Genomic DNA, 19,441 nt, shown 5'->3' on the forward strand with positions numbered 1-19,441 from the left:
TCAGCTCTCCAGTTCGGCACGGATCTGCGCGCCATGTTCATCAAGTCCGGGTGCGGGGCGGCGCATCCCACGGGGCGCGCCGGCGAAATGGACCGGCTGCTCGGGCAGGTCGATGCGGCCGAGCTGCGGGTGATCCACCGCCGAGACAAGCCCGCGCGCCATGACCTGATCCGAAGTCCAGGCCTCGCGCGCGGTTGACAGCGGCGCGGCAGGAATGCCCGCCGCCGAAAGCGCCGCAACCGCGCCCTCTGCATCAAGGCCCGCCGCCCAGGTGGTGATCGCCTCGGCCAATGCGGGCTCGTTCAGGCGGCGGTCGGCATCCGTGGCAAAGCGAGGGTCGTCGATCAGCTCGGGCCGGTCGATCGCCGCTGCAAAGCGCGCGAACAACCGGTCATTCAACACCGCCACCGCGAAATGCCCCTGCCCTGCCGGATAGGTTCCGAAAGGTGCCGACAGGGCATGACGGTTGCCGCTGCGCACCGGGTCCTGTCCGCAGACCAGCACCCGCGCCGCCGCCGTCGGCATCATCGAGGCCAGCGCGTCGAACAGCGCCACATCGATCTCCCTGCCCTGCCCGGTACGTTCCCGCTCATACAGCGCCGTCATGATGCCCCAGGCGGCGAACAGACCGCCCGCGACATCGGCGACCGCCTCACCCACCATCATCGGCGCGGCGTCTGGGTCCCCGGTCAGCGCCATCATCCCGCTCATCGCCTGCAGGATGATGTCATAGGCCGGACGTTCGTGGTTCGGGCCGCTTTGGCCGAAGCCCGAGATCGAGGCATAGACCAGACGCGGGTTGCGGGCGCGCAACTGATCCGGGCCAAGGCCCAGACGGGCCATCACGCCGGGGCGAAAGTTTTCGACAATCACATCGGCGCGGTCGGCCAGTGCCAGCGCGACATCGCGGTCGACCGGATCCTTGAGGTCCAGCAGGATCGAGCGCTTGCCCCGGTTGGCGGTCTGGAACAGCGCGCTTTCACCATCGCGGAATGGGCCTATATGGCGGTATTCGTCGCCGCCCGGCCCCTCGACCTTGATGATCTCGGCCCCCAGATCGGCCAGCAGCGCGGTGGCATAGGGCCCGGCCAGAACCCGTGTGAAGTCCAGAACCCGCAGGCCGGAAAGAGGTTGCGATGTCATGAAGGCTCCTGTGGTTCGGTCTGACCTGAACCTAGCCGTCGGTTGGCGATAGTCAGAAATAATAGTTCGATATAGAATAGATGAATGAAACCTATTCCTTTTGGCTTTCGCCAGATCGACTATCTGCTTGCCGTCGCCGAGACCGGATCGACCGCCGCCGCGGCACGGCTGACCAATGTGTCACAGCCTTCGATCTCGGTCGCGATCGCGCAGTTCGAGGCGCATTTCGGCGCCCCCCTGTTCCTGCGTCTGCCGGGACAAGGCATGCAACCGACGCCCCTTGGTCGCGATCGCATTGCCAGATTGCGTGCGCTGCGGGCCGAAGCGGGCACCCTGTTCGACGGCGAGGGCGAGACGGCGCAACAGCTACGGCTGGGCGTCTTCTCGACGTTAGGGCCGCGCTATATGCCGATGCTGATGCGCCATTTCACCCAAGCAAATCCGGGTGCAAGCATTCGGCTGGTCGAAGGGGACATTGCGACTCTGGCACAGTCGGTGCTGGCCGGAGAGCTGGATCTTGCGCTGGTCTATGATGCTGGTCTGCCGGCAGGCCTTGAGGTCTGTGAACTGGCCCAAATTCCGCCGCGTGCGGTCCTGCCGCCGGACCACCGGCTTGCCGACCAGACGTCCATCGACCTGCGTGATCTGGCAGAGGACCCGCTGATCCTGATCGGGCTGCCGCATAGCCGCGGCTATTTCCTGTCCCTGTTCCAGATCTCTGGTGCCCGCCCGGCGATTGCATACGAGACCGCCTCGATCGAAATGCTGCGCGCGCTGGTCGCGAATGGCCACGGGGTTGGCTTGCTGGCAACCGAGCTGCCCTATGATCAGACCTATGACGGACGCCGGGTAATCGACCGCCCACTTTCCGGCACCCTACCGCCAAGCCGGGTGGTCCTGATCCGCGCCGCGCGGTTCGACTCCACCCCGGCTATGACGAGCTTCAGCGCCATGGCCGAGGATTTGATTTGAGGGGGCGCCTGTTCACGATATTCTTTGTTTTGCTTCGCTTAACTTAGCCGCGTTGAGTGGGCTTTATGCGGATTGCAAGGGACCTAGGTATTTACCTCAAATCTTCTCGCCTACAAAACCACGCAGCACGCCAAACCTGTGCCGCGCGGCCTCCAGGATCGGCAGGCGCACGGCGTCGGGAAAACCGTCTGGCAGCGCGGATTCGATCTCATCGAAAATAACAGGGCTGTGGGCGGTCAATCGGGCAAAGGCAGCGTCGATGACCGTTTGGCCCAGACCTGCGGCTTGGGCGGTCTGGACAAAGTGGCGGGGATGGATCTGGCTCAGCCGATAGTGCCGCGACGCACCGGTCACCGCCATGGCCATCTGCATCTGCTGCTGTCGGATATGGCCCGAGGCGCGGGCGGGTTCCGCGCTGAGGATATCGTAAAGCGGCGTCATCCGGTAACCGCCCGGTCCCAGAAAAATCGAGAAATTCTTGGCGTGGCCGTCGGTCGCGCCAATCATCCAGAAGAAGATCTGCGCGGCAAGGAAGGTCTCGCGGTCCTGCAGACTGTCGACCGACCCGGCCAGCAGCCTCAGGCAATCCACGATTCCCGGTCCGCCATCCTGTTCGTATTTCCGCGTCGAAGCCACCCCCAGCGCCTGACAAAGATCCTCCTGCGGCAGGCGCAGGCGGCGACCTTCGGACAGGCGGCGGTCGAAACGTTCGACCACCAGCGCCGCGGTGCCGTCGAAATCCACAATCCGCGCCTCGGGCACGTCGAAACCAAAGGCGCGCGCCAGATTCAGACACAAAAGCTCGTTTTCCAGGCTCGTGCTCATGTCGATGCCATTCTGTAGCTGCCCCATGCGAGTCTTGAGGATATGCGTTGTCGCCGTCATCCCCAGCGGCAGCCGCCAGCCGTTGTCCCAAAGCACTGCGGTCTTTTCCTGCGCCCCCGCGACCGAGATGCGGAACGGCTGATCGCGCTCCAACCCCAACGGATGGCGATCCAGATCTCGCAGCATTCGTCCGATCTGGCCTTCGTCCAGCGGCAGGCTGTCATTGGGAAAGGCCGGACCGGGATCTTCGCCCTCGGGCAGGAATTGCATGGCGCCCACGCAATCGCGGCCAATCGCCGCGAGCAGCGAATGGGGATCGGCCCCCCCTGCCCCCATCCGCTCGGCCAGCGATCGGCGCAAGGCCTCGCTATCGGGCAGAAGATTGTCGAAAACCGCCAGCACTGCCGGGCCGCGCTGCCGCTCATCGGTCAGCGGCAGGGACAGCGACAGTCGGAATTGGTGCTGCCATGACAGCCAATCGGGATGATAGGCAAAGCTGGTTGCGCCATCCGCGTCGCGCGTCAGGGTGCCCACCCGGCGACCGTTGACATGGACCGCAAGCGGCACGGATTTGGCTTTGCGCCCCATCAGAAAATGTCCTCGATTGCGGCGCCACGGTCGCGCGGGACAATTTGCCAATCCAGATTCAAGGCCGCCAGCAACGCCAGAACGGTCGTCACGGTCGGATTGGTCACGCCGTTTTCGATATTCGAAATGTGATGTGCCTGCAGCCCCGCCCTGCCCGCCAGCTCGGCCTGTGTCAGCCGCTGCGCACGACGGGCTTGGCGCAGGATCTGCGCCAGATCATTGGCCGAACGTGGAGCCGTCATGATACATTATCCTGTAATTTTCAGGTTTATACACTTCGATGTATAACGGCAAAATTTACACGGAAATGCAAGAACGGCGTGCCGGATTTCGTAGGAATCCGTGACAAGTATCGGAGGCGCCGGGAAAACTCTTGCAACGATGGTAGAATCAATCAATAGTCACGAAAAAGCGCGGCTAAACGGCAAAAACCGTGAACACGCCGAAAGCGGAGCGGGCAAAATGAGCAGAGACAGCGTGCAGGACGACCTGAACAGCGTCATCCGTCAGCACTCGGAATGGCTGGCGTCGCAACTCCATGCGCAGCGCGAAAGCCTGTTTCCGCCAGACGCACAAAAGGCGATGCGCAAGTTCACCTCGGGTGAGGCGGCGGCGCTGCTGGGAATCAATGACAGCTATCTTCGCAAGCTGAACCTGGATGGCAAGGGTCCCTCGCCCGAACTGACCGCCGGGAACCGCAGACTTTATTCGGCGCAAGATATCCAGGAACTTCGCCAACTTCTTGAAAAAACAGCCAGAAAGCCGGGAGATTATCTGCCCGGACGGCGCGCGGGCGATCACCTGCAGATCATCGGCGTGATGAACTTCAAAGGGGGGTCGGGCAAGACGACCTCTTCGGCGCATCTGGCACAACGCCTGGCACTAAAGGGCTACCGGGTGCTGGCGATTGATTTGGATCCGCAGGCCTCGATGACGGCACTGCACGGAGTCCAGCCGGAATTCGACCTGCAGGATGGCGGCACGCTTTACGATGCCATCCGCTATCAGGACCCCACCCCGATCCGTCAGGTTATCCGCAAGACGTATATCCCCAATCTCGACCTGATTCCCGGCAACCTCGAGTTGATGGAATTCGAGCACGAAACCCCTCGCGCGTTGGCACAAGGTAATGCGGGTCTGTTCTTTTTCCGTGTTCGCGAAGCCTTGGCACAGGTCGATGACGATTACGACGTGGTGGTGATCGACTGCCCGCCGCAACTGGGCTTTCTGACGATGTCGGCACTGTCAGCCGCAACTGGTGTTCTGGTCACCATCCATCCCGAAATGCTCGACGTGATGTCGATGAGCCAGTTCCTGCGCATGACTGCAGATCTGATGGACGTGATCGCGGAAAGCGGCGCCGACATGTCGCATGACTGGATGCGTTATCTGCTGACCCGATACGAGCCGACAGACGCGCCGCAAAATCGCATCGTGGCCTTTTTGCGCACCATGTATGGCGACACCGTGCTGAACGCGCCGATGCTGAAATCTACAGCGATTTCAGATGCCGGCCTGACCAAGCAGACGCTGTATGAGGTGGACCGCTCAGCCTTTACCCGCTCAACCTACGACCGCGCGATCGAAAGCCTGAATGCCGTCAATGACGAGATCGCACAACTGATTCAGAAGACCTGGGGCCGGACATGACCGACAGCAAAAGGAAGCGTATGTCGCTGCTGGACAATCTGGCACAGGCGGGCGCAGGGCCAGGTGCTGGGTCGATGATGACGACAAACAGTGCGCTGCGCTCGGCCCGCGACGCGGTCGATAGCCACCGCATCTGGGAATTGGACCCCGAGCAGATCAGCGACGACCGCACCGCAGACCGCTTGAATCCGAAGGATGTCGAGGACCTGCGCGCCTCGATCGAAGCCGTTGGGCAGACCGTGCCGATTCTGGTGCGTCGCGATCCTGCGGCCGCCGACCGCTACTTGCTGGTCTACGGCCGACGCAGACTTGAAGCCGTGCGGGCTTCAGAACGGGTCGGCAAGGTCCGTGCGATGATCGCGGCGATGGACGACAAGACCGCCTTGCGCGCGCAAGCCTCTGAAAACACAGCGCGACGCGACCTGTCCTTTCTGGAACGCGCCCTGTTTGCCCATGAATTGACCGAAAACGGCTTCGGCACTCAGGCCGAAGTGGCCGAAGTGCTGAATGTCACCAAATCCGCGATTTCAATGGCACTTTCGGTTGCCCGGGCGGTTGGCCCGGAGCTGGCGCGAGCCATTGGCCCGGCCCATGGCATCGGCCGCCCCCGCTGGGAGGCGCTGGTCAAAGACCTGCAATCAACCGATCTCAACCGCGATGAACTGGCGGTGATCGCTGGGCGCGCGCAACACGAGGCTGAGCCTGATGTTGCCGATCCCTCGGTCGCAGCGTTCGAGGCGGTAAGCAAACGGTTACGAAAAGCTGCGACCCTGCCCGCCCCCACCATTCGCAGTGCCACGCACCCGCTGACGCTGGGCGGCAAGCCTGCAGGCAGAGTCACGCGCACGAAGGACGGCATTCGGCTGGATGTCAGGACCGACAACGATGCATTCGCGGAATGGCTGCAGGAGCAGGCAGCCGCTGCGATGGAAGAGCTTCACACCCGCTGGCAAAAGCGCGGCTGAAGAAGGCAGGAGCAACAGGCAAGGGAGGCACGAACAAGCCAAGGAAAAGGTCCCGCAAAGCATAACCTTCACGAGACCCCTTTGATCGTAGCAAATCCAAGGTAGTCCGCGACGGTGACGACTGCAAGCCCCGAAGTGATTCGGAGCCGGGTTCTTCTTTGTCTTCGTGATAAGAATCATGGGTTATGTTCCCATCACGTCGTTTAGGCGAAGGATTGATGCTGTCCAATTGCAGCGGCATCAGATGCAAACGCAGCCCCTGCCCGCTCAGGCGGTTAATAAATGGGACGCTTTGCGTGAATTGGCCACAGCTCGTACGCGGTACGGTTTGACCGACCGCGACATGACCGTGCTTCAAGCACTGTTGAGCTTTTATCCCGGCAGCAATCTGGACCAACCCGAGAAGCTGGTCATCCATCCATCAAATGATTCGATCTGTGAAAGATTGAATGGCATGCCCTGTTCGACCATGCGGCGGCATCTGGGTAATCTAGTTACCGCAGGCGTCATCGGTCGACGCGACAGCCCGAATGGCAAGCGCTACGTCCGACGCTCTGCCATGGGTGCGACGGCCTACGGCTTCGACCTGTCACCGCTAATCCACCGCTTCGCAGAATTCACCACCGCGGCAGCTGCAGTTCGCTCAGCTGAACAACACGTGCAGGAACTGCGTGAGGCCACCAGCCTGATGCGACGCGATCTGTACGGACTGCTTGAGCTTGCCCAACCGTCCATTGGGTCGTTTGACCGGTTCCGAGATTTGCTTTCCCTGACTGGGCGTGCGCTGCGGCGCAAACTGACCCTGCCCGAACTTGATCAGATCAATCGCGATCTGAAAACCGCGGTCGACCAACTGCGCAGCTCGACCTGTCCACCCTCCGCTACCCAAATCGAATCCGATGAAATGAGCACCAATGCTGCCGAAACTGAGCAGCACTATCAGAGATCAAATAAAGAATATCTTGAATCTGAAATGAGCGTAGAAAACGCAACGGCGTCCCGAACGAAAAATGACATCCCGTTAGGATTGGTTCTAGCCACCTGCCCTGAGATAGTCGCCTATTGTGAGCAGCCTATCCGACACTGGAGCGACTTCGTAAACCTTGCCGAGAAAGTCAGACCGATGATGGGGGTCTGTAACGCGACATGGGCCAAAGCTAAACGCCATATGGGCCGGGATACCGCAGCCGTTGTCTTGGCTGCCATGTTGCAGCGGTTCACTACCATTCGTTCGTCTGGGGCATACCTGCAAACCTTGTCGGCAAAAGCTGCGATGGGCGCATTCTCAGCCGGGCCAATGATAAGTGCGTTAATGCGCAATCCGACTTGAAGTTCACAGCTGTGAACATGGTTTCGCTGATCCGCGCGATATCGGATTTGTACTGAGTCGGGCATGCCGCTAACAATAAAATAGAAAGGTAAGGGACAGTCGCGCTAGCAAATCACCGTTATCGTAGACTGTAGGCCTAGTGTTGAGGAAATTGACCCAATCCGGAGCGGGCGATCGCGATCAGGCCTTCTATCACTCTTGATGCCGATTGAGCATCGGGCTGGGTCTCTTGCATCAAGAAGTACAACAGCCACCTGCTGCATCCCGATCAACCAAGCATGATGAATGTCCGGACGCCCTTGGTCCCAAACCACCCACACAAACGCTATGCAGACAATTTCCACCCCAAAACTGAAAGTGCCGACGAGAACGCCATAACCCGGTTCAATCTCGGAACCCTTCATCAAAATCCACCGCATTCCGGTAATAGATGGGCTGCGGCGCAGGGGTTGTCAGAAACGACCAGACCTCCGCATTAAGGTCGATGACGAGAACCTCGTTCGAGGTGAAATTTTCGGTGAATTCCGGCGCAAAGCCCTCAGGCCAGATGATGTAGCTTATACTGATCTCCTATCTTGCATTGATACGGCAGATATCGGAGCCTCCCTGATATAATGCCAATCACCATTAATGACATCCGACATTCCCATGGCTGATATCAAGGCTTTCGATCTGAACCTGCTGCGAACCCTTGATGCACTGCTGGAAACCCGTTCCGTGACCCGCGCCGCAGATCGGTTGGGGGTAACCCAGCCCGCGGTCAGTGGCATGCTGGCCCGCCTGCGTGAGGCCTTGGATGATCCGCTGTTCATCCGCACCCAACGGGGCATTTTGCCAACACCTCGGGCCGAGGCTTTGGCCGGGTCTCTAAAAGCCGCGCTGGCACAGGTCGAGGCGCTGCTAGAACCCGAGGTTTTCGATCCGGCCCGAGCCGCGCTGACGTTGCGGATCGCCGCGACCGATTACGCCCAACGTGCCGTCGTCCTGCCATTTATGGATGGCCTGCGTCGAGAGGCACCCAGCATCCGGCTGTCCGTGCGTCCAGTTGTCGCTGACTTCCCCCAGCAATTGGCCGAGGGGGATCTGGACCTGGCGCTGGTCACGTCGAACATGTCGACCGAGAGCCTGCGCACACGCGGACTTTTCGATGAAAGCTATGTAGCGATCCTTCGCGATGGCCATCCTGCAGCATCGCGCCCTCTGGATCTGGACAGCTTCTGCGCATTGGATCACGCGATCATGTCGCATGACGGAACGGAGCTTCGTGGGGCCACGGACGATGCACTTGAAAGGGTAGGGCGGAAGCGGAACGTCGTTATCAGCCTGCCAGGATTTGCGGTGCTGATCGATCTGATCCGTCGCTCGGACCTGATTGCGATGATCCCGCGGCGGCTTCTAGCGGGCGAGGGGGGTATCGTCCTGCGTGAGCCGCCCGTGCTGCTGGACGGCTTTCGCAAAATTCTGGTCTGGCATGAGCGGCTGCAACATGACCCTGCGCAAGCCTGGTTGCGTCAGCGCCTCGCAGACAGTGTGAGCGATTAGCTTGTAGCTCGGCCTCATCCGCAAATCAGGGGATAGACGCGGTTATACGCTGTCGCCCACCTGAAGCGGTTCGCGCCAGCCATAGCCTTGCGCCAGCGTCAGGCAGGTCTCGATCGGCTCCATCGCGCCATAGGTATCAACCGACCGCAATGAGGCTGCTGCCGAGGAATGGGCATAGGTCAGGCATTCACCAAGATCGCGTCCGCGATGCAGCCCGCAAAAGAACCCCGCGGCAAAGGCGTCGCCCGCGCCATTGGTCCCGGCGACGGCCGACTTCGGCACAAGTGCCGAGGGTTGCGATGCGACCGTACCGTCGCGCGTAACCGCGACTGCGCCTTGCGGGAAGTGGACCACGACCAGAGACATCGCCCCCAGTTCCAGTGCGCGCCGCGCGGCCCGTAGCACTCCGGGAACCGAGGTAGCGCCATCCGGCAAGGTCTCGATCCCGGTCAGCGCGCCGATTTCGTAGTCGTTGACCACAAGGTAATCCAGATGCGGCAGGCAAGGCAGGACCAGCGCCTGCAAGACGTCGCGCTCGATGGTCATGACCTCGAGGTTCGTGCGCAGCCCTGTGTCGCGTGCCTTGCGCAACACGCTGACCCAGCCATTCGCGTCACCCTGCCAGGGCGCATCCATCAGCGCATGGGTGCCGGGCAGACCCAGATGCAGCATGAAGGCCCGCGAGTCCCGGAAATCGAAATGATCGGGGGTCAGGTGGTCGCTGGATTCCGCCTGAAACAGATGCGTGCGGCGGCCGTTGTCCCGCGCGGTAAAGGCCATGGTGCGATGGGTCTGCACCGCAGGATCGACGTGAAACCGCGCGTCGATCCCGTGTTCCTGTGCGATGGCACGCAGCAGCGCGCCATCGCTGTCATCCCCACACAATGCAATGGTCGAGACCGGGATCTCGGGCGCCAGCCGGCGCATGTCGACCGCAAAATTGCAGCCCGATCCACCGCCTTGTCGGCTGCCCGAGAGGATACGGGTCGCCGTCTCCTCTCGGGGCCAGTGGGGCAGGGTCATGTTGTAGTCGACACACCAGGTGCCGCCGGTGACGAACCCGTTCCGTTCCATTGATGCATTCCGTGATTGGGCCGTGATTGGGGGTCAGGCGGCAGCTTTCAGAACCGCCTCGGTGATCTGGGCATCCTCGTCCAGCGCGCGCGTGGGCGTGATGCCTTGCCGTTCGAGAGCACCGTGATATTCGCGCACAGCCTGTTCCGAATTCAGATCGCCATCCGCTACGGCCCGCATCATCCGCACCATTTCCAGCGGGTCATCAGCCAGATTGATCTTGCGCCCGAACAGCGCGACACGGGCACCGTGACGCTCGATCTGGGCGATCAGTTCAAGGCAGTCGCGCGTGGTGCCCGCGCCGCCGCCAAGGATGCCGACGACGACCGAGGGGTCATAGCTGGCCAGTTCCTCCAGCGCCGCCGGGCCATTATAGGGGATCTTCAGGAATTCGGGCCGCTCACGGGTGCTCAGACCGGCCAGACAGCGGATCATCGCGTCATTGACGAAGGCCGGGATATCCTCGGGGGCAAGGCCTACCGGGGCATTGGGGTTGAAGACTTCAAGGAAGTATCTGAAATCGTTATGTAATGCATCATCACGAAAGGCCGCGAATTCATCCAGAGCGAAGTAATCGGCGTCCAGATCATTGTTGAAGGTGATCGAATACAGGCCCAGATCCGTTCCCAACGCCTTTGCCACCGCCGGATTGGCGGTGCGGAAGGGGCGGGCCGGCTTCTTTGCATAGGTCGCACCACGGAACACCCAGCAATCGGTCGCGTCATTGGCGCGGATCACCGGCTTGACCCGGCTGTTGCTGTAAACGCCGCGTTCGTTCAGCGCCTCAAGGTTCGATACCGAGGTCAGCATGATGTCGACGATATCCTGCTCGACGATCTGCTGAATCTTGTCGAGGAACTCGGCACGGGTCCGATAGCGCGTCCATGTCCCGTCCTTCGCCCGGTTCGGCCCCGAGGATTTGATCGACGGCCCCATATCGCCGTCCTTGGCATCGGCGATGATGAAATCGCCCTTGGCATATTTTCCCGCCCGGATGCGTCCGAGCTTCTCGTCCATTCTGTACATCAGGTTCTCCATTGGTCTCATTCGGTGGGAGGGGCCATCGCGCCGGTCATGATGGCGACGGCGTCGGACATGCTGATCTGGTCGGGGCGAACTTGCGCGATGCGGCGGCCCAGCCGGTGGATATGCACCCGGTCGGCGATCTCGAAGACATGCGGCATGTTGTGGCTGATCAGCACGACCGAGATGCCGCGACGGCGCACGTCCAAAATCAGGTCCAGCACCTTGCGACTTTCCTTGACCCCCAAAGCGGCGGTCGGCTCATCAAGGATGATGACGCGCGAGCCAAAGGCGCAGGCCCGTGCCACGGCCACGCCCTGCCGCTGGCCGCCGGACAGGGTCTCGACGACCTGATCGATGTTCTGGATGGTGGCAAGGCCAAGCTCGCTTAAATGCTTGCGCGCCTCGGCCCGCATCCGGGTGCGATCCAGCGCCCGCAGCCAGCGCCCGCGAAAGCCGGGCTTGCGGTATTCGCGGCCCAGAAACAGGTTGTCGACGATGGTCAGGGCAGGGGCCATGGCAAGGGTCTGGAACACCGTCTCGATGCCCTTGGCGCGGGCCTCCATCGGGTTGGCGAAACGGACCTGTTCGCCGCCCAGCCAGATCTCGCCGCTATCGGGACGGACCGCACCGGCCAAGGCCGCGATCATCGAGGATTTGCCTGCGCCATTGTCGCCGATCACGCCCAGAATCTCGCCGGGATACAGGTCGAAATCGGCCCCATCCATGGCGACGACGCGACCGTAAGCCTTGCGCAGATCGCGCGCGGCCAAGATCGGCTGGCGCGTATTCGGCGCGCTCAATTCGAGATCCTCCGCAGCCATTGGTCGAAACCGACGGCCATGATGATCAGGCACCCGATCGAGAACTCCTGCCACAGCACGTCAAGGCCAGCCAAGGCCAGACCATTGCGGAAGAAGCCGACGATCAGTGCCCCGATCAGCGTGCCGATGATCGAGCCGCGCCCGCCGAACAGCGAGGTCCCCCCGATCACCACCGCGGTGATGCTGTCCAGATTGGCCGAGCCGCCGCCCAGAGGACTGACCGCGCCAATCCGCCCGATCAGCACCCAGCCCGCCAGCCCGCAGATCACCCCGGCCAGCAGATAGACCGAGAACAGCACGCGCTGGGTGCTGATGCCGGATAGGCGCGCGGCCTCGGGGTCGTTGCCGACGGCATAGATGTGGCGACCATAGGCGGTGCGGTTCAGCATGTACCACAGCAGCGCCGCCAGCCCCAGCATCAGCACCGATCCCAGCGTCAGCCTCCATGCCCCGAATTGCAGCGCGGTCCCGGTCCATTGCAGGATCGCCGCCTCGGCCGCGATTTCCTGCTGGCGGATGGTCTGGCCACGCGACCAGAACTGCACGAAGGCGTTGAAGATGCTCCATGTGCCCAGCGTCACGATAAACGGCGGCAACCGCAGCCAAGTAATCAGCAGCCCGTTCAGCGCCCCGCAGGCCCCGCCGACCGCGATCCCCGCCAGCAGCGCGATTTCCGGGGGCAGGTCCAAGGTCAGTGCCATCTGTCCCATGGCGACGGAACTCAGCACCATGATCGCGCCGACGGACAGATCGATCCCCGCCGTCAGGATGATCAGCGTCTGCGCCAGTGCCAGCATGCCGATGACGGTCACCTGTTGCAGCACCAGCGACAGGTTGAACGGGTGAAAGAAGCGCTTGCCGACGATCATCGAAAAGATCGCCAGCCCGATGATCAGCACCAGAAACGGGATGATCGTCGGATTGCCGTGCAGGAAGTTGATCACGCGACGGCCAAAGCCCGCATGTTCCGAGAAATGTGGCGTGTCGTCAGACGACATCCGTCACCCCCGTGCGTTCATGGATGGAAGGGGCGGCCCGCGAACAGGGCGGGCCGCGAACTGGGTTTCAGCCCCAGCAAAGCTTCAGGGCTTCGGCGCTGGTGATCGATTCCAGCCCTTCGACGGGCTTGTCGGTCACCAGCTTGACGCCGGTATTGGTAAAGGTCAGCCCCTCGGATGGGGCGGGCACGGTGCCGTTCTTGGCGTGTTCGACGATCGCCTCGACGCCCAATGAGGCCATCAGCAGCGGGAACTGCATCGAGGTCGCGCCGATCACGCCGTCGTCCACGTTCTTGACCCCCGGACAGCCGCCATCGACCGAGGTGACCAGAACCGAGCCATCGCCCTTGCCCGCGGCCTTCAGCGCCTCCCACGCGCCGGCGGCGGTGGGCTCGTTGATGGTATAGACCACGTTCACGTCGAAGTTCTTTTGCAGCAGGGTTTCCATGCCGCTGCGGCCGCCGACCTCCGAGCCCTCGCCCATCTCATGGCCGACGATGCGCGGGTCGTCTTCGTCTCCACGTCGCGCCGCGTCCTTGATGTCGATGCCAAAGCCCTTCATGAAGCCCTGATCGCGGGCCACATCGACGGTCGGCTGGCTTTCATGCGCGTCGATGAAGGCGACATGGGCCTTGGCAGCGGCCTCATCGCCCATCGTGCGGCGCGCCCATTCGCCGATCAGTTCGCCCGCATGGAAGTTGTCGGTGGCGAAGGTGGCCTGAGCGGCCTCCATCGGCTCCAGCGGCGTGTCCAGCGCGATGACCAGCAGCCCGGCATCTTTGGCCTTCTGGATGGTCGGCACGATCGCCTTGGTGTCCGAGGCCACGATCAGGATGCCCTTGGCCCCCGCCGCGATCAGGTTTTCGACCGCTTGAACCTGCGTGTCATTGTCGCCGTCGAATTTCCCGGCAAAGGCCTGGAACTTCACCCCCAGTTCCTGCGCCTTGGCCGAGGCGCCCTCGCGCATCTTGACGAAGAAGGGGTTGGTGTCGGTCTTGGTGATCAGGCCGACAAGGATGTCGTCCTGAGCTTGGGCAGTCGAGACGCCGAGACAAAGCGCCGCCATGGCCGCGCCGCAGGCGAGCCAGCTTCTTTTGCTCATCATTTCCTCCCTTTATGCGCGCTCCTCCACGCATGGGACCAGTGAACGGGTGTGGACAGGTTCTGTCAATTAAAACATTGAAAGCCGATCTTTTGCCCAATATTATGCAGAAGCGGGATCGCAATGCCGCAATGCGGAAAGCCAAGGAAATCATGCGGAAAGACGCCGCTTCGACAATTTATCATCTTGTCCGCAGCGGGCAGGCCCAGACCCAGCGCGACATCGAACACGAAACCGGCCTGTCGCGCGGCACCGCCACGCAAAGAATCACCGAACTTCTGGAGGCTGGCTTGCTGACCGAGGGACCCAGCCGTCCCTCGGCCGGGGGCAGGCCCGCGCGGGGTTTTGCGATCAATCCCGATTATCGCAATCTGGTCGGCGTCGATATGGGCGAAAGGCTGGGTCGGGCCTGCCTGTTCGACCTGTCGGGGCAGATCCTTGACCAATGCAACTTCGATCTGGACCTGCGCGCCGATCCACAGGTGACCTTGGCGCAGATTGCCGGGGCCGCCGCCAATCTGGATCGTTCCAGCGCGCGCACCGCCCCGGTCGCGGCGCTGGGACTGTCGGTGCCCGCGCCGCTGGATGTGGCGACGGGCAGGGTCGCCATGCCCTCGGTCATGTATGGCTGGGACAATCTGGATATCCGCGAGGCGCTTGGCCGGATGACCGGCTTGACGGTCGCGGTGGATAATGACGTGAACCTGCTGTGTCTGGCCGAACATCGGCTGAACTGGCCGCAATGCCGGAATTTCGCCTTCATCAAGATGGGCACCGGTATCGGCTGCGGCATCATGGTGGGGGGGGCGCTGCTGCGCGGAGCCTCGGGGACGGCGGGCGATCTGGGCCATATCCAGCACGGGCTGCAACCCGCCCCTTTGTGCCGCTGCGGCAAGCAAGGCTGCACCGAGGCCCATGCCGCGGGCTGGGCGCTGGCCCGCGACCTGCGCGGGCAGGGGTTCGACTGTCAGGACGCCCGCGACGTGATGGAGCTGTGGCTGCGCGGCGAACCCGAGGCGCTTCAGGCGCTGAACCGGGGCAGCCGCGTTCTGGGCAAGGTCAGCGCCGATCTGGTCGCCATGCTCAACCCCGAGGTGCTGGTGATCGGCGGCCAACTGGCCCGCGCCGGCGAGGCGATGCTGGCCGGGGTGCGAGAGCTGATCTACCAGCGCTGCCTGCCCTTGGCCACGCAGCAACTGACCATCGCTTTGGCCAGCAATACCGAGGATCTGGGCGTGCGCGGCGCGGCCTTCCTTGCGATGGAACAAATCCCGATCCAGCCCGCTTGACCGATGACCGCCAACCCACAGGTGCTGCACCCATGATCCGTGACGATGCGACATTGCTGCCCCGGCTGATGACGCTGGCGACCGAGGGTCGCAGGCTGGTGGCGATTGCCGGGCCGCCGGGCAGCGGCAAATCCACCCTGTGCGCGCGCCTTGCCCACGCTCTGAATGCCGCGCAGCCCGGCATCTGCGCCGTCGTGCCGATGGACGGGTTCCATTATGACGATGCGGTCCTGCGCGAGCGGGGCATGCTGGCCCGCAAGGGCGCGCCCCAGACCTTTGATGTGGGTGGGCTGCGCGCGCTTCTGACCCGCCTGCGCGCGAATCTTGAGGATGAGATCGCCGTTCCGGTCTTTGATCGCGATCTGGAAATCTCGCGCGCCGGGGGCAGGCTGATTGCGGCCTCGACGCCGCTGCTGCTGGTCGAAGGGAATTATCTGCTGCTGGACCAGCAGCCTTGGTCCGGGTTGCGCCCGATCTTTGACCTGACTATCCGTCTGGACGTCCCGCGCGCCGAACTGGAACGGCGCCTGCTATCCCGCTGGCTGGATCAGGGCATGACGCCCCCCGAGGCCGAGGCCAAGGCCTTTGGCAACGACCTGCCCAATGCCGATCTGGTGCTGGCGCATAGTCAGGTTGCGGATATCACCCTGACGCAGGGGTAAGCCAGGCGCCGCATGGCTCTGACCCGGCATTTGCAGACGCGGGATCTGGTACCGACGTGGGCGGCATGTTTGTGCAAGCCGCATCCCGGTGAGCATCGATCCCGTGAATTGACGGGATAACCGCAGGTGATTTGAGCATGATGCACGCGCTGCGGTAGGTTCTCGGCGGATTCCCCGCAACAGTCGAGAGTTCCGCCATGGCCACGATCATCATCACTGACGACAATGCGGGCAATGTCATTGTGAATGATGGTGACACCTATGTCATCGATCCATCGCTGTCCGAAGACGTGACCTTCGTTAATCCGGGTGGCGCGGACGTGAACTTCAACGTCCAGTTCGATGAAAGCAATCCCAATGGCATCAGCGTCGGCATCGGCGGTGATGCGGGTATGAATCCCAGCTTCTCGATCGGTTCCGGCGTGGATGCAGGCGGGGTGACCATCAATGCGGGCAATGCCGCATCATCGACGGTGAATGCCGGGGGTGACAGTTCGCTGGGCTCCTATAACGGCTCGGCGGAGGGCCCGGATAACGTCTCGGCGGGCGACAATTTCAACACTGCGACCGACGTCAATCTTGGCGATGGTGAGAACAGCTTCACCACCGGCGACAACTTCAATGCCAATGGAAGCGATATCGACATCATCGGCGGCGACGATGGCAACACGATTTCGCTGGGTGACAACAGCATCATGGATGACGTCACCACAGGCGCGGGCGATGACAGCGTCGATCTGGGCAGCGGTTCCAGCTTTGGCGACATTCTGGCCGGGGGCGGCGGCGATGCCGTGACGGTCGGGGACGCCGCGACCGGTGGCAATGTCGATCTGGGCGCGGGCGATGACGCGCTGAACCTAGGTGATCTTGGCTCTGGTGCGCTTGGCGATATCAGCGGCGGCGATGGTGACGATACCCTGACCACCCAGACCGACCCGGATGATCTGGGCAATAACGTCACCGATATCGAAAACGTCAACGTGGTCTGCTTTGCACGCGGCACCGGCATCATGACCGAGCATGGCGAATGTCTGGTCGAGGACCTAAGCGTCGGGGATATGGTCCTGACCGCCGATGACTGGTTGTGTCCGATCCGCTGGATCGGCAGCCGCAAGTTGGACGCGGCCACCCTGCAGAAAAACCCCCGGCTTCTGCCCATCCGCATCGCGGCAGGGGCGCTGGGGAATGGTCGGCCAGAGCGCGATCTGCTCGTCTCGCCCCAGCATCGCATCCTTGCGCGTTCGCGGATCGCGCAGCGGATGTTCAGCGCGACCGAAGTGCTGGTCGCCGCCAAACACCTGCTTGGGATGGAGGGCGTTTCGGTGGACGATACCGCGACCGAGGTCGAGTATTTCCACTTCCTTTTCGACAAGCATCAGGTCGTCTTTGCCAACGGCATCGAATCCGAAAGCCTGCATACCGGCCCACAAGCGCTGCTGAGCATGGACGAAGCCGCCCGCGATGAAATCCTCGGGCTGTTCCCCGAATTGGCCACGCCGGGCATCCGCGAAAGCGCCCGGAAAATCCCCGAATCCGGCCGCCGCGCCCGGCAACTGGTATTGCGCCACACGCAGCAACAACAACCGCTGCTCGCGACCAGCACCCGACGGGACTGACCCTCGCACGGCCTGCCAAGGCCCCTCGGATGAGGGGCCTTTTGCATGACGGTTGGGTCTCGGGGCGCCAGACCATGTCGCGAGGATCCACGGGATCGCTGCTACCAGACCTACGCCCAGCAGTTCTCGTCCCGATAGATCCGTGAAGATTCTTCAACAACAAGCTTGACAGGATCGGGCGTGGTTCGGTTATTAAGTTGTAGGAACAACCGTACAAGTTAGCATGACCCAGACAGCAAAACAGATCACGGACGCCTCGCGCCTGCCTTCGGCAGAGGGGCTGCGCCGGCGTGCCCTCCGCCATCCCGGCCATTGGATCGGCGGTGCGGTCATCGTGGCTTTGCTGGCGCTGCTGGTGCGCTCGTTTGCCACCGGCAATATCCAGTGGGCGGTGGTGGGCGAGTTCCTGACCGCCCCGACCATCATCCGCGGCTTTGGCTGGACCTTGATGATCACTGCGGCGGCGCTGGTGCTGGGGATCGTGCTGGGCTTTGTCTTCGGCATGATGCGGCTGTCGGCCAACCCGGTGATGCGGGGCACGGCGGCGCTGTATGTCTGGATCTTTCGCGGCACGCCGGTGCTGCTGCAATTGCTGATCTGGTTCAACATCGCGCTGGTCTTTCCGACGCTGTACATTCCCGGCCTGATCGACGCCAAGATGGTGGCAGTGGTCACGCCCTTTGTCGCGGCGGTTATCGGCCTTGGCGTGAACGAGGGCAGCTACCTGACCGAGGTGGTGCGCGGCGGCATCCAGTCGGTCGATCGCGGCCAGGTCGAGGCGGCGCATACGCTGGGCATGACGCCGGTCCAGACCATGCGGCGAATCATCCTGCCGCAGACCATCCGCATGATCCTGCCGGTTCTGGGCAATTCCGCCGCCGGGATGCTGAAGTTCTCGTCGCTGGCGGCGACCATCTCGATGACCGAGATGCTGAACGCGGCGCAGCGGATCTATTTCATCAACGGGGCGGTGATCGAACTGCTGTTCGTCTGCGCCATCTGGTATCTGGCCGGCACCACGGTGCTGTCGGTGATCCAGTATTACCTTGAACGGCATTTCGGCCGCTCGACCGTCGTTGGGGCCAGGCCCAGCCGCGGCCTGCGCAGCTTCTTCAAGACCAGGGAGGCGTGAATGACCACCGCTGTCCGCACCGTCGGCATCCGCAAATCCTATGGCACGCATGAGGTGCTGAAGGGCATCGACATCGATGTCGCGCATGGCGAGGTGCTGTGCATCCTTGGCCCCTCGGGCAGTGGCAAGTCGACATTGCTGCGCTGCATCAACCATCTGGAAGTGCCCGATGGCGGCTATGCCTGGGTGGATGGCCAGATCATCGGCTATGCGCTGCGCGGCGATGTGCTGCAGGAATTGCCGGTGCATCAGCTGCGCCAGCAGCAAAGCCAGCTTGGCATGGTGTTCCAGCACTTCAACCTGTTCTCGCACAAGACCGTGCTGGAGAATGTCATCGAAGGCCCGGTCGTGGTGCGCCGCCAGTCGCGGGACACGGCCATCGCCAAGGCCCGTGCGCTTCTGGAGATGGTCGGCATGTCCGCCCGCGAACAGGCCTATCCGGCACAGCTGTCGGGCGGGCAGAAGCAACGGGTGGCGATCGCGCGGGCGCTGGCGATGGAGCCGCGCGTCATGCTGTTCGACGAACCGACCTCGGCGCTGGACCCCGAACTGGTGGGCGAGGTACTGGAGGTGATGCGTCGCCTTGCATCTTCCGGGACGACGATGATCGTTGTCACCCATGAGATCGGCTTTGCCCGCGAGGTCGCCGACCGCGTCGTGGTGATGATCGATGGCGAGGTCCGCGAATGCGGCCCGGCCCAATCCG

General features: G+C 62.5%; 18 protein-coding genes. 10 read left to right on the top strand and 8 right to left on the bottom strand.

What is annotated here, in order from left to right:
• Positions 1-1,143, bottom strand: a complete 1,143-nt coding sequence (locus IB235_RS16575; RefSeq protein WP_192337621.1) for a CaiB/BaiF CoA-transferase family protein — start codon at positions 1,141-1,143, stop codon at positions 1-3.
• A gap of 84 nt (positions 1,144-1,227) precedes the next feature.
• Between IB235_RS16575 and IB235_RS16580 the strand changes: the two genes are divergently transcribed.
• Positions 1,228-2,115 carry a LysR family transcriptional regulator gene (locus tag IB235_RS16580; RefSeq protein WP_192337622.1) on the top strand — a complete coding sequence of 296 codons (888 nt, stop codon included), beginning with the start codon at positions 1,228-1,230 and terminating at the stop codon, positions 2,113-2,115.
• Positions 2,116-2,211: 96 nt separating this feature from the next.
• Here the strand turns inward: IB235_RS16580 and IB235_RS16585 are convergent, their stop codons facing one another.
• Both IB235_RS16585 and IB235_RS16590 read right to left on the bottom strand, forming a co-directional pair.
• Positions 2,212-3,528, bottom strand: a complete 1,317-nt coding sequence (locus IB235_RS16585) for a HipA domain-containing protein (protein ID WP_192337623.1) — start codon at positions 3,526-3,528, stop codon at positions 2,212-2,214.
• Positions 3,528-3,770, bottom strand: coding sequence for a helix-turn-helix domain-containing protein (locus tag IB235_RS16590; RefSeq protein WP_155041719.1), 243 nt, complete (start codon positions 3,768-3,770; stop codon positions 3,528-3,530). Before IB235_RS16590 ends, IB235_RS16585 begins: the two co-directional genes overlap by 1 nt.
• A gap of 220 nt (positions 3,771-3,990) precedes the next feature.
• Here IB235_RS16590 and repA point away from each other — a divergent pair, with 220 nt between their 5' ends.
• The 4 genes from repA to IB235_RS16610 all read left to right on the top strand — a co-directional run bounded on the left by repA (position 3,991) and on the right by IB235_RS16610 (position 9,015).
• A complete protein-coding gene (gene repA / locus IB235_RS16595; protein WP_155041718.1) occupies positions 3,991-5,178 on the top strand; it encodes a plasmid partitioning protein RepA in 1,188 nt (395 codons plus the stop codon).
• On the top strand, positions 5,175-6,143 hold the full coding sequence (repB, locus tag IB235_RS16600; RefSeq protein WP_192337624.1) for a plasmid partitioning protein RepB: 969 nt from the start codon (positions 5,175-5,177) through the stop codon (positions 6,141-6,143). The genes repA and repB overlap by 4 nt, the downstream gene beginning before the upstream one ends.
• A 178-nt stretch (positions 6,144-6,321) precedes the next feature.
• Positions 6,322-7,473 (top strand): plasmid replication protein RepC, encoded by a 1,152-nt coding sequence (gene repC / locus IB235_RS16605; RefSeq protein ID WP_192337625.1) that lies wholly within the window; start codon positions 6,322-6,324, stop codon positions 7,471-7,473.
• Positions 7,474-8,121: 648 nt separating this feature from the next.
• Positions 8,122-9,015, top strand: coding sequence for a LysR family transcriptional regulator (locus tag IB235_RS16610; RefSeq protein WP_192337626.1), 894 nt, complete (start codon positions 8,122-8,124; stop codon positions 9,013-9,015).
• Between the two features lie 42 nt (positions 9,016-9,057).
• Here IB235_RS16610 and IB235_RS16615 read toward each other — a convergent pair whose 3' ends face one another.
• The 5 genes from IB235_RS16615 to IB235_RS16635 all read right to left on the bottom strand — a co-directional run bounded on the left by IB235_RS16615 (position 9,058) and on the right by IB235_RS16635 (position 14,036).
• Positions 9,058-10,089, bottom strand: a complete 1,032-nt coding sequence (locus IB235_RS16615) for a carbohydrate kinase family protein (protein WP_192337627.1) — start codon at positions 10,087-10,089, stop codon at positions 9,058-9,060.
• A gap of 33 nt (positions 10,090-10,122) precedes the next feature.
• Positions 10,123-11,115: a hypothetical protein gene (locus tag IB235_RS16620; protein ID WP_192337628.1), complete on the bottom strand. Its 993-nt coding sequence runs from the start codon at positions 11,113-11,115 to the stop codon at positions 10,123-10,125.
• Between the two features lie 17 nt (positions 11,116-11,132).
• Complete coding sequence (locus tag IB235_RS16625; RefSeq protein WP_192337629.1) at positions 11,133-11,936, bottom strand: ATP-binding cassette domain-containing protein; 804 nt, start codon at positions 11,934-11,936, stop codon at positions 11,133-11,135.
• Positions 11,912-12,934, bottom strand: a complete 1,023-nt coding sequence (locus tag IB235_RS16630; RefSeq protein WP_192337630.1) for an ABC transporter permease — start codon at positions 12,932-12,934, stop codon at positions 11,912-11,914. The genes IB235_RS16625 and IB235_RS16630 overlap by 25 nt, the downstream gene beginning before the upstream one ends.
• Before the next feature lie 67 nt (positions 12,935-13,001).
• Positions 13,002-14,036: a sugar ABC transporter substrate-binding protein gene (locus IB235_RS16635; RefSeq protein WP_192337631.1), complete on the bottom strand. Its 1,035-nt coding sequence runs from the start codon at positions 14,034-14,036 to the stop codon at positions 13,002-13,004.
• A gap of 152 nt (positions 14,037-14,188) precedes the next feature.
• Here IB235_RS16635 and IB235_RS16640 point away from each other — a divergent pair, with 152 nt between their 5' ends.
• From IB235_RS16640 to IB235_RS16660, 5 genes are all read left to right on the top strand, one after another.
• Complete coding sequence (locus IB235_RS16640; protein WP_192337632.1) at positions 14,189-15,325, top strand: ROK family protein; 1,137 nt, start codon at positions 14,189-14,191, stop codon at positions 15,323-15,325.
• Positions 15,326-15,357: 32 nt separating this feature from the next.
• Positions 15,358-15,987, top strand: a complete 630-nt coding sequence (locus tag IB235_RS16645) for a nucleoside triphosphate hydrolase (protein WP_192337633.1) — start codon at positions 15,358-15,360, stop codon at positions 15,985-15,987.
• 197 nt (positions 15,988-16,184) lie between these two features.
• Complete coding sequence (locus IB235_RS16650; protein WP_192337634.1) at positions 16,185-17,603, top strand: Hint domain-containing protein; 1,419 nt, start codon at positions 16,185-16,187, stop codon at positions 17,601-17,603.
• Between the two features lie 223 nt (positions 17,604-17,826).
• A complete protein-coding gene (locus IB235_RS16655) occupies positions 17,827-18,735 on the top strand; it encodes an amino acid ABC transporter permease (protein WP_192337635.1) in 909 nt (302 codons plus the stop codon).
• The coding region (locus IB235_RS16660; RefSeq protein ID WP_192337636.1) for an amino acid ABC transporter ATP-binding protein at positions 18,736-19,441 on the top strand (706 nt) is incomplete at its 3' end.

It is taken from the genome of Paracoccus sp. PAR01, assembly GCF_014851995.1.
Classification (GTDB): Bacteria; Pseudomonadota; Alphaproteobacteria; order Rhodobacterales; family Rhodobacteraceae; genus Paracoccus; species Paracoccus litorisediminis.